Annotated in this window: 8 protein-coding genes and 1 pseudogene; 2 read left to right on the top strand and 7 right to left on the bottom strand. The window is 64.5% G+C overall.

Annotated elements, in window-relative coordinates:
- The 7 genes from Q0799_RS15120 to gyrA all read right to left on the bottom strand — a co-directional run.
- A partial coding sequence (locus Q0799_RS15120; RefSeq protein WP_298399847.1) for a GDP-mannose 4,6-dehydratase occupies positions 1 to 243 on the bottom strand: 243 nt, incomplete at its 3' end.
- Between the two features lie 47 nt (positions 244 to 290).
- Complete coding sequence (locus Q0799_RS15125; RefSeq protein WP_298399849.1) at positions 291 to 1124, bottom strand: DNA ligase; 834 nt, start codon at positions 1122 to 1124, stop codon at positions 291 to 293.
- Positions 1125 to 1126: 2 nt separating this feature from the next.
- Positions 1127 to 2005 (bottom strand): prephenate dehydrogenase/arogenate dehydrogenase family protein, encoded by an 879-nt coding sequence (locus Q0799_RS15130; RefSeq protein ID WP_028995313.1) that lies wholly within the window; start codon positions 2003 to 2005, stop codon positions 1127 to 1129.
- Positions 2006 to 3094, bottom strand: coding sequence for a histidinol-phosphate transaminase (gene hisC / locus Q0799_RS15135; RefSeq protein WP_298399852.1), 1089 nt, complete (start codon positions 3092 to 3094; stop codon positions 2006 to 2008).
- A gap of 9 nt (positions 3095 to 3103) precedes the next feature.
- Positions 3104 to 4195: a prephenate dehydratase gene (gene pheA, locus Q0799_RS15140; RefSeq protein WP_298399854.1), complete on the bottom strand. Its 1092-nt coding sequence runs from the start codon at positions 4193 to 4195 to the stop codon at positions 3104 to 3106.
- A 4-nt stretch (positions 4196 to 4199) separates the two neighbouring features.
- Positions 4200 to 5285 carry a 3-phosphoserine/phosphohydroxythreonine transaminase gene (gene serC, locus Q0799_RS15145; RefSeq protein ID WP_298399856.1) on the bottom strand — a complete coding sequence of 362 codons (1086 nt, stop codon included), beginning with the start codon at positions 5283 to 5285 and terminating at the stop codon, positions 4200 to 4202.
- Positions 5286 to 7895, bottom strand: a complete 2610-nt coding sequence (gene gyrA, locus Q0799_RS15150; protein WP_298399858.1) for a DNA gyrase subunit A — start codon at positions 7893 to 7895, stop codon at positions 5286 to 5288.
- A 102-nt stretch (positions 7896 to 7997) separates the two neighbouring features.
- Between gyrA and Q0799_RS15155 the strand changes: the two genes are divergently transcribed.
- Together Q0799_RS15155 and Q0799_RS15160 are read left to right on the top strand one after the other, a co-directional pair.
- On the top strand, positions 7998 to 9344 hold the full coding sequence (locus tag Q0799_RS15155) for a TRZ/ATZ family hydrolase (protein ID WP_298399860.1): 1347 nt from the start codon (positions 7998 to 8000) through the stop codon (positions 9342 to 9344).
- Positions 9345 to 9388: 44 nt separating this feature from the next.
- Positions 9389 to 9784: pseudogene (locus Q0799_RS15160) on the top strand (OmpA family protein); the annotation flags it as partial.

A 9784-nucleotide genomic window follows, 5' to 3' on the forward strand; every position in this document is an offset into this window, starting at 1 on the left:
GGCGGCAAAATTGATGACTGCGCGCGGCTTGTGCTCGGCAAGCAGTCTGGCGACCAGATCGAAATCGCCGATGTCGCCGCGCACAAATACATGCGCCGGATTCCCGTCGAGTGTCGCGAGATTTTCCAGATTGCCCGCGTAAGTCAGGGCATCGAGGTTGATGACGCTCTCGTTATGCTGCGCGCACCAGTCAAGAACGAAATTGCTGCCGATGAAGCCGGCGCCACCTGTGACGAGGATCATGAAAGTCGCTGCCTACGAAATAAGCCGGATTTTATCCCAGCCGCCATTCATTCCTGACGAATCCTCAGGAAACTGGCGAAGCGCGGCAGACCGTTGGGCGTCAGTTCGCGATAGCGGTAGGTGACCGTCGCACCAAGCGGCGGAGGGTTTCTGCGTTGCGCATCGGTAAATCCCGTACCCAGACGAAATTCACGACCGTCCGGCATACGCAGCCGCAAGGCGCCCATCAGCCCGACATATTTTCCCTTGCCCGGCAGATGCGCAATGACGACCGCCTCGGCATCGAGCCAGGGCTTGAGTTTGAGCAGGGTATCGGAACGCCCGGTTTCGTAGGGCGCATCGGCGCGGTGCAGCATCAGGCCTTCTCCGCCAGCCTTGACGGTCTCCACCAGCATCCGCTGCAGCGCTTCCCGGCTGGACACCCGGGCTTGCGGTATGGCTTCCAGCCAGGGCAAGCCGGCGGCGGCGACAATTTCCCGAATGCGACCGGCGCGCTCGGAAAAATCGCCGGGCGCTCCCGGCAGTTCGAAGATCATGTAGCGAATCTGGCGCCATTCCTCATCAACGGCCTCATCCCGGCGAACGATGCCGGACAGCCGGTCGAACTGACCACGGGCCAGCCAGAGTTCGCCGTCCAAGGAGGTTTTCGGCAAGGCGTCGGTGAACCATGCCGGCGCATTGACCCGGTAGCCGCTGCGAGCACGCAGCGTTTCGCCATCCCAGACGGCGCGCACACCGTCGAGCTTTTCGCTGACCAGATAAGCGGAAACATCGATGCCGTCGCGGTAAACGTTGGCCAGCAGGAGTTCCGGTGGCGCGGCGGCGAGCGGCAGCGAGAACAGCAACGCGAGTCCGCAGAGCAGCGCGCGCAGCCGCCGCATGCTCAGCTTCCCGCCCACTCCCGGCGCGCCTGACGGGCGATGCCGAAGACATCTTCGAGGCGCTCGCCGTCGGCCTTGTCGAGGGCGTCACGCAGGTCGTCGAGCTGGGCGCGATAGCTGTCGAGTTCGCCGAGCAGCGCCTGGCGATTGGCCAGGCAGATGTCGCGCCACATTTCCGGATGACTGGCGGCGATCCGCGTGAAATCGCGGAAACCGGAAGCGGCGAAGGTGAAGAACAGCTCGGCGTCGTCGCGCACTGCCAGGTCATGGACCAGGGCGAAGGACAGCAGATGCGGCAGGTGGCTGACGGCGGCGAAGACGCGGTCGTGCATTTCCGGCGTCAGCTCGTAGATGTCGGCGCCGCACAGCGCCCAGGCGCGCTTGACGCGGTCGAGGCGCTCGTCGTTGTTCTCGTCAAGCGGCGTGACGACGACCTTCTTGCCCTGATAAAGGTCGTGTCTTGCGGCCGACGGCCCGCTGTTCTCGGCACCGGCAATCGGATGCGCGGGCACGAACTTGCCGATGTGGCCCCGAAACGCCGCCCGCGCGGCCGCGACGACGTCGCCCTTGGTCGAACCACCGTCGGTGACGATGGTGTTCGGCCCGAGATAAGGCGCGATGCGGGCGAAGATTTCCGGCATCTGCGCCACCGGGGTCGCCACCAGGACGATGTCGGCATCGCCGATTTCGTGCGCCGGGTTGATCCCGGCGCGGTCGATGACGCCGAGTTCCTGCGCCACACGCAGCGTCGACGGCGTGCGGCCGAAACCGACCACCTCCTCGACGGCGCCGGCCGCCTTCAGCCCGAGCGCAAAGGAACCGCCGATCAGGCCGGTGCCGAAAACGACGATCTTGCCGAACTCGGGCTGACCGGCGTCCATTTACAGGGCCTTTTCCAGCGCCGCAATGAAGCGCGCGTTCTCGACCTCGGTGCCAATCGTCACGCGCAGCCACTCGGGCATGCCGTAGCCGCCGATCGGCCGGACGATGACGCCCTGCTGCAGCAGCTTCTGGTTCACCGCCGCGCCGTCGCCGGCCTTGAAGGTGACGAAGTTGCCGTAGGACGGGATGTAGGCCAGGCCGAGTTTTTCCAGTGCGGCGACGATCTGCGCCATGCCGTGGCGGTTGAGTTCGTAGCTGGCCTGCAGGAATTCTTCGTCGTCGAGCGCGGCGAGCGCCCCGGCGAGCGCCAGGTTGTTGACGTTGAACGGCTGGCGGACGCGGTTCATCAGGTCGGCCACCGCCGGCGAGGCAATGCCGTAACCAACGCGCAGACCGGCCAGGCCGTAGATCTTCGAGAAGGTGCGGCAGACCACCAGATTCGGGAATTCGGCGACCCAGGCCGCGGTATCGACGCGCGCCTCGGGCGGGATGTATTCGTTGTAGGCCTCGTCGAGGACAACCGTGACATCGGCCGGCACGCGCTCAAGGAAAGCGCGCACTTCGGGATAGGGCAGGAAGTTGCCGGTCGGGTTGTTCGGGTTGGCGATCCAGACGACACGGGTGTCCGGACGGATCGCGGCGAGCATCGCGTCGAGATCGTGGCCGAAATCCCTGGCCGGCACGCAGATCAGTTCGGCACCGGTGGACAGCGTGGCCAGCGGATAGACGGCGAAGGCATGCTGGGCGAACACCGCCGAACGGCCCTGGGCGAGGAAGACGCGGGCGATCAGGTCGAGCACGTCGTTGGAGCCGTTGCCGAGCACCACCTGATTCTGGGCAACGCCGCAGCGCGCCGCCAGCTTGGCGATCAGCTCGAACTGGTCCGGATAGCGTTCGACACCGGCCAGCGCCGCTTCCACCGCACGCTTCGCCTTCGGGCTGACACCGAGCGGATTCTCGTTGGAGGCAAGCTTGACGATGCTGTCCACCGGGATGCCCATTTCACGGGCCAGTTCGGTGATCGGCTTGCCCGGCTGGTAGGGTGAGATGGCGCGGACGTAGGCGAGTGCTTGTTCAGTGAGGGACATCGACATTCCTCAGAAGACGGCAACCGGGTAGGAGCCGAGGATTTTCAGGTAGGCGGCGTTGCCGGCCAGTTCGGTGAGCGCGGCCTTGACCGCCGGCTCGTCGCAATGGCCTTCGATATCGACGTAGTAGACGTATTGCCACAGGGCATTGCGCGCCGGCCGCGACTCCAGCCGGCACATCGACACACCATTGGCGGAAAACGGCGCAAGCAGCGCGTGCAGCGCCCCGGCACGGTTGGCCGCCGACATGATCAGCGAAGTCTTGTCGCGTCCGGAGGCGCCGGTATCGTGGCGACCGAGGACCAGGAAACGGGTGGTGTTGTTCGGCTCGTCCTCGATGCTCTCGGCGAGCTTGGCCAGTTCGTAGCGAGCCGCCGCAGCCTCGCCGGCAATCGCTGCCGAACCGGGCTCCTCGGCAGCCTTCTGCGCCGCCTGGGCATTGCTGCCGACCGAGATGCGCTGCGCCTGCGGCAGCATGCGATTCAGCCATTCATGGCACTGCGCCAGCGACTGGGCATGCGAATAGACGCGGGTGATCGCGCCGAGCTCGCTTTCCTTGGACAGCAGGTTCTGGTGGATGCGCAGCACGACTTCGCCGCAGATCTTCAGCGAGGTACCGAGCAACAGGTCCATCGTCCGGCCGACCGCACCCTCGGTCGAATTCTCGACCGGGACGACGGCGTAGTGGGCATGGCCCGACTCGACTTCGCGGAAAACGTCGTCGATCGAATCCAGCGGCAGCAGACGGGCGGCGTGGCCGAAATGCTTGGTCGCCGCCGACTCGGAGAACGTACCGAGCGGGCCGAGGAAGGCGATGCCGAGCGGCTGTTCGAGCGACAGGCAGGCCGACATCACCTCGCGGAAGAAGAAGGTGATGTTCTCGTTCGGCAAGGGCCCGGGATTGACGTCCTGCAGTCGACGCAGCACTTGCGCCTCGCGCTCCGGGCGGTAGATGAAGCCGGCGTCGCCGAATTCGGCCTTGATCTCGCCGACGCGCTGGGCGCAGCGGGCACGTTCGTTCAACAGGCGCAGGATGTCGCCGTCGATGCGGTCGATATCGGCGCGCACGCCGGCCAGGGCCTTCTGCAGATCGTCGTTCATGCGCTCACCCGTTCCGCTTGGCGAAATCGTTCATGAAACCGACCAGCGCCTTGACCGCGTCAAGCGAGACGGCGTTGTAGATCGACGCACGCATGCCGCCGACCGACTTGTGCCCCTTCAGGCCGAGCACGCCGGCGTCCTTGGCCGCCGCCAGGAAAGGCGCGTCGAGCGCGGCGTCGGCCAGCACGAACGGCACGTTCATGCGCGAACGGCAGTCGGGATCGACCGGGTTGGTGTAGAAACCGCCGGAGTTGTCGATGCACTCGTACAGAATGCGCGCCTTTTCGGCGTTGATCGCGTCGATGCCGGCCAGACCGCCCTGCTTCTTCAGCCACTGGAAGACCAGGCCGGCGATGTAGATGCCGAAGGTCGGCGGCGTGTTCAGCATCGAACCATTCTCGGCCATCACCGCATAGTCCATCACCGTCGGGATGTTCAGCGGCGCCATGCCGAGCAAGTCACGATGAACGATGACCAGGGTCACGCCTGACGGGCCGATGTTCTTCTGCGCGCCGGCATAGATCAGGCCGAATTTTTCGACATTGACCGGCCGCGACAGGATGTGCGACGACATGTCGGCAACCAGCGGCACGCCGGTGTCGGCGATGCGCTGGGCGGGAATCTCGACACCGTGGATGGTCTCGTTGGTGCACACGTGCAGGTAGGCGGCGAAGGGATCAAGCTTGATCTCCTCGGCCGTCGGCAGGCGGGTGAAGCCGCTATCCTCGGTCGTCGCCGCGACGCGGACATTCCCGATGCGCTGCGCTTCCTTGACCGCCTTCTTCGACCACGAGCCGGTGACGATGTAGTCGGCCGAACGGCCGGCCAGCAGGTTCATCGGAATCTGCGCAAACTGCTGCGTGGCGCCGCCCTGCAGGAACAGCACCTTGTACTGCTCGGGAATCCCCATCAACTCGCGCAGGTCGGCTTCGGCCTGCGCCAGGATGGACATGAACTCCTTGCCGCGATGGCTCATTTCCATGACGCTGCAACCGGCGCCCTGCCAATCGAGCAGTTCTTCCTGCGCCTGGCGCAGGACTTCCTCGGGAAGTGCAGCCGGACCGGCGCTGAAATTCCAGATACGCGTCATTTAGGCTTCTCCACCTTGCTCGTCGGCTGCCGGCGCTTCGCCTTCGACGGCGGTTTCGCTTTCGGCGTCATTTTCCGCGACCGACTCGGCAACCTTCTCCAGGCCGGCCAGCTTCTCGCCCTCATCAAGCGAGATCAGCGTCACCCCCTGCGTCGCCCGTCCCATGCCGCGGATTTCCGAAACGCGGGTACGGATCAGCACGCCGCCGGTGGTGATAAGCATCACCTCGTCGTCGTCGCCAACCAGCTTGGCACCGACCACGATGCCGTTGCGCTCGGAATCGGCAATCGCCTTGACGCCCTGCGTGCCGCGACCGGAGTGGCGGAAATCGGCGAGCACGGTGCGCTTGCCGAAACCGTTCTCGGTGGCGACCAGCACCGTCTGCTGGTCATCCTCGGCGACCAGCAACGAGATGACGCTCTGCCCTTCCTGCAACTTCATGCCGCGCACGCCGCGGGCACCGCGACCCATCGGCCGGACGTCTTCCTCGTCGAACCAGACTGCCTTGCCGGCATTCGAGACGAGCACGATGTCGCTCTGGCCGGTGGTCAGTTCGACACCGATCAGGTAGTCGTCGTCGAGCAGATCGACGGCGATGATGCCGGCCTTGCGCGGGTTGGAGAAGTCGGACAACGGCGTCTTCTTGACCGTGCCGTCGCGGGTGGCCATGAACACGTACTTGTCGTCGGCAAATTCCTTGACCGGCAGCACGGCGTTGATGCGCTCGCCCTCTTCCAGCGGGAACAGGTTGACGATCGGCTTGCCGCGGCTGGTCCGGCTGCCCTGCGGCGCCTCGAAGACCTTCAGCCAGTAGCAGCGGCCGCGGTTGGAGAAGCACAGGATGTAGTCGTGGGTGTTGGCGACGAACAGGTGATCGACGAAATCCTCGTCCTTGATCGCCGCCGCCTGCTTGCCGCGGCCGCCACGGCGCTGGGCGCGGTAGTCGGCAAGCGGCTGGGCCTTGATGTAGCCGCCGTGCGACAGGGTGACGACCATGTCCTGCGGCGTGATGAAGTCCTCGATGCCGAGTTCCTGCGTGTGCAGCACGATTTCCGAACGACGGTCGTCGCCGAACTGTTCGCGCACCGCCGTCAGCTCGCCGACGATGATCTCGGTGATGCGTTCCGGGCGGGCCAGGATGTCGAGCAGATCGAGGATCTTGGCCATGACTTCCTTGTACTCGCCGACGATCTTGTCCTGCTCCAGACCGGTCAGGCGCTGCAGGCGCAGTTCGAGGATGGCCTGGGCCTGGGCGTCGGACAGGCGGTAACCCTGTTCGGACAGGCCGAATTCCGGCAGCAAGCCGTCCGGACGAGAAACGTCGGAAGCCGCGCGCAGCAGCATTTCCTCGACCACCGGGCTGCGCCAGGTGCGCTCCATCAGGCCGTGCTTGGCATCCGGCGGCGTCGGCGCCGCCTTGATCAGGGCGATGATTTCGTCGACGTTGGACAGCGCGACGGCCAGGCCTTCGAGGATGTGGCCGCGCTCGCGCGCCTTGCGCAGTTCGTAGACGGTACGCCGGGTGACGACTTCGCGGCGGTGCGACAGGTAGCACTCGAGCATCTGCTTGAGGTTCAGCAGGCGCGGCTGGCCGTCGACCAGCGCCACCATGTTCATGCCGAAGGTGTCCTGCAGTTGTGTCTGCTTGTACAGGTTGTTGAGGATGACCTCGCCAACCTCACCGCGCTTCAGCTCGATGACGATGCGCATGCCCGACTTGTCGGACTCGTCGCGAATATCGGAAATGCCCTCGATCTTCTTCTCGTTGACCAGTTCGGCAATTTTCTCGATCAGCGATTTCTTGTTCACCTGATAGGGAATTTCGTCGACGATCAGCGCCTGGCGGTCGCCCTTGCCGATGTCTTCGAAGTGCGTGCGGGCACGCATGACGACGCGGCCGCGGCCGGTCTTGTAGCCTTCGCGCACGCCCATCACGCCGTAGATCAGCGCGGCGGTCGGGAAATCCGGCGCCGGGATGTGCTCGATCAGCTCGTCGATCGAGATCGCCGGGTTCTCCAGGAGCGCCAGGCAGCCGGCAACGACTTCCTTGAGGTTGTGCGGCGGGATGTTGGTCGCCATGCCAACGGCGATGCCGGACGAACCGTTGATCAGCAGGTTCGGGATGCGCGTCGGCAGGACCAGCGGTTCCTGCTCTGAGCCGTCGTAGTTCGGCCCGAAGTCGACGGTTTCCTTGTCCAGGTCTTCGAGCAGCTGGTGCCCGATCTTGGCCATGCGCACTTCGGTATAACGCATCGCCGCCGCGTTGTCGCCGTCGATCGAACCGAAGTTGCCCTGGCCGTCGACCAGCATGTAGCGCAGCGAGAAATCCTGGGCCATGCGGACGATGGTGTCGTACACCGCCGAATCGCCGTGCGGGTGATACTTACCGATGACGTCGCCGACGATACGCGCCGACTTCTTGTAAGCCTTGTTCCAGTCGTTGTTCAGTTCGTGCATCGCGAACAGCACGCGACGATGCACCGGCTTCAGGCCATCACGCGCATCCGGCAGCGCCCGGCCGACGATCACGCTCATCGCGTAATCGAGATAGGAACGCCGCATCTCGTCTTCGAGGCTGATCGGCAGTGTTTCTTTGGCGAATTGATCCATGTCTCTCGTGTCCGCGCCGGTATTGCCGACGCCTTGTTTGGTTGTAGCACGCGTAATTTGTTAGTTTACCACGCCGCCCACGGCGTACAGATGCCCAATTCCATGACACCGACACCCGAAACCATCGATCTACTGATTGAAGCCCGCTGGATCGCCCCCGTAGACACCGACGAAGTCCTGAGCGGGCACGCGGTTGCCATCGACAACGGCCACATCCTCGCCGTCCTGCCGGCCGCCGAAGCCCGCCGCCGCTACCGGGCGCGCGAACACCGGCAACTCGACCAGCACATCCTGATCCCCGGCCTGATCAACCTGCACACGCACGCCGCGATGAGTCTGATGCGCGGCATTGCCGACGACCTGCCCTTGCAGGAATGGCTGCAGCAGCACATCTGGCCGGCCGAAGCCGCGCATGTATCGAGCCAGTTCGTCCTCGACGGCACGCGCCTGGCCTGCGCCGAAATGCTGCGCGGCGGCATCACCTGTTTCAACGACATGTACTTCTTCCCCGACGCCGCCGCCCAGGCGGCGACGGAATTCGGCATGCGCGCGGCGCTCGGCGTCACCACGCTGGAGTTCCCCGGCAATTACGCCAGCGATGCCGACGATTACATCGCCAAGGGCCTGGCCGCCCGCGAAGCCTTTCGCGGCCATCCGCTGATCAGTTTCTGTCTGGCCCCGCATGCGCCCTACACGGTCTCCGACCGCACCTTCCAGCGCATCACCACGCTCGCCGAGCAACTGGACCTGCCCATCCACTGCCACATCCACGAAACCCGTCAGGAAATCACCGATTCCGTTGCCCAGCATGGCAAACGCCCGCTGCAGCGTCTGCAGGAACTCGGCCTGATCGGCCCGGGCTTCATCGGGGTTCATGCCGTACATCTCGACGACGCCGAAATCGCCACCATGGCCGAGGCCGGCTGCAGCATCGCCCACTGCCCGACGTCCAACCTCAAGCTGGCCAGCGGCTTTGCCCGTATCGCCGAGATGCACCGGGCCGGCATCAACATCGGACTGGGCACCGACAGCGCCGCCAGCAACAACCGCCTGGACATGTTCGGGGAAATGCGCCTGGCAGCCCTGCTGGCCAAGGGTCTGAGCGGTGACGCCAGTACGCTGCCGGCCATCGAAGTCTTGCGCATGGCAACGCTCAACGGCGCCCGGGCACTGGGCCTGGAGGCAACTACAGGATCGATCACAGCCGGCAAGTCAGCCGACCTGTGCGCAGTCAGTCTTGAGGATATTGTTTGCCAGCCCTGCTTCGATCCGCTCTCCCAATTGATCCATGTCGCCGGCAGGGAACAGGTCAGTCATGTCTGGATTGCCGGAAAATGTCTCGTTGAGCACAAAACTTTACGCATAGGCAAGGAATTTCACTTGGATGCCTGCGCAGCGCTATGGCAGAATAAGTTGGAAGTGAGCTCAGGAAGTCAAGTCTCATCCTGATGCAAGCCACTGGAAGTAAACTAATTCTTCAACGAGGGAAGACTATGATCAAGAATATCGCCAAAAAAACCCTGGCCCTGGCCCTGCTGGCCGGCATCGGCTTCTCCGCCGTTGCCCAGGAACGCGTCTATGTCATCGACCAGCGCGACGTCGTCGCCAAGTCGGGTGCCGGCCTGTGCTGGCGCACCGGCTACTGGACCCCGGCCGGCGCCGCCGCCGACAAGGCCGGTTGCGAATGCGACAAGGACCTGCTGCCGAAGGAAACCTGCGAAGGCAAGGCTGCTGCTCCGGCCGCAGCCGCTGTCGCCGGCCCGAAGCCGACCGGTGAGAAGATCACCGTCGCCGCTGATGCCCTGTTCGACTTCAACAAGGCTGTCCTGCGTCCGGAAGGCAAGGCCAAGCTCGACGAACTGGTCGCCAAGGCTGCCCAGATCAAGCTC

The sequence above is a fragment of the uncultured Azonexus sp. genome (genome assembly GCF_937982035.1).
Taxonomy (GTDB): Bacteria; Pseudomonadota; Gammaproteobacteria; order Burkholderiales; family Rhodocyclaceae; genus Azonexus.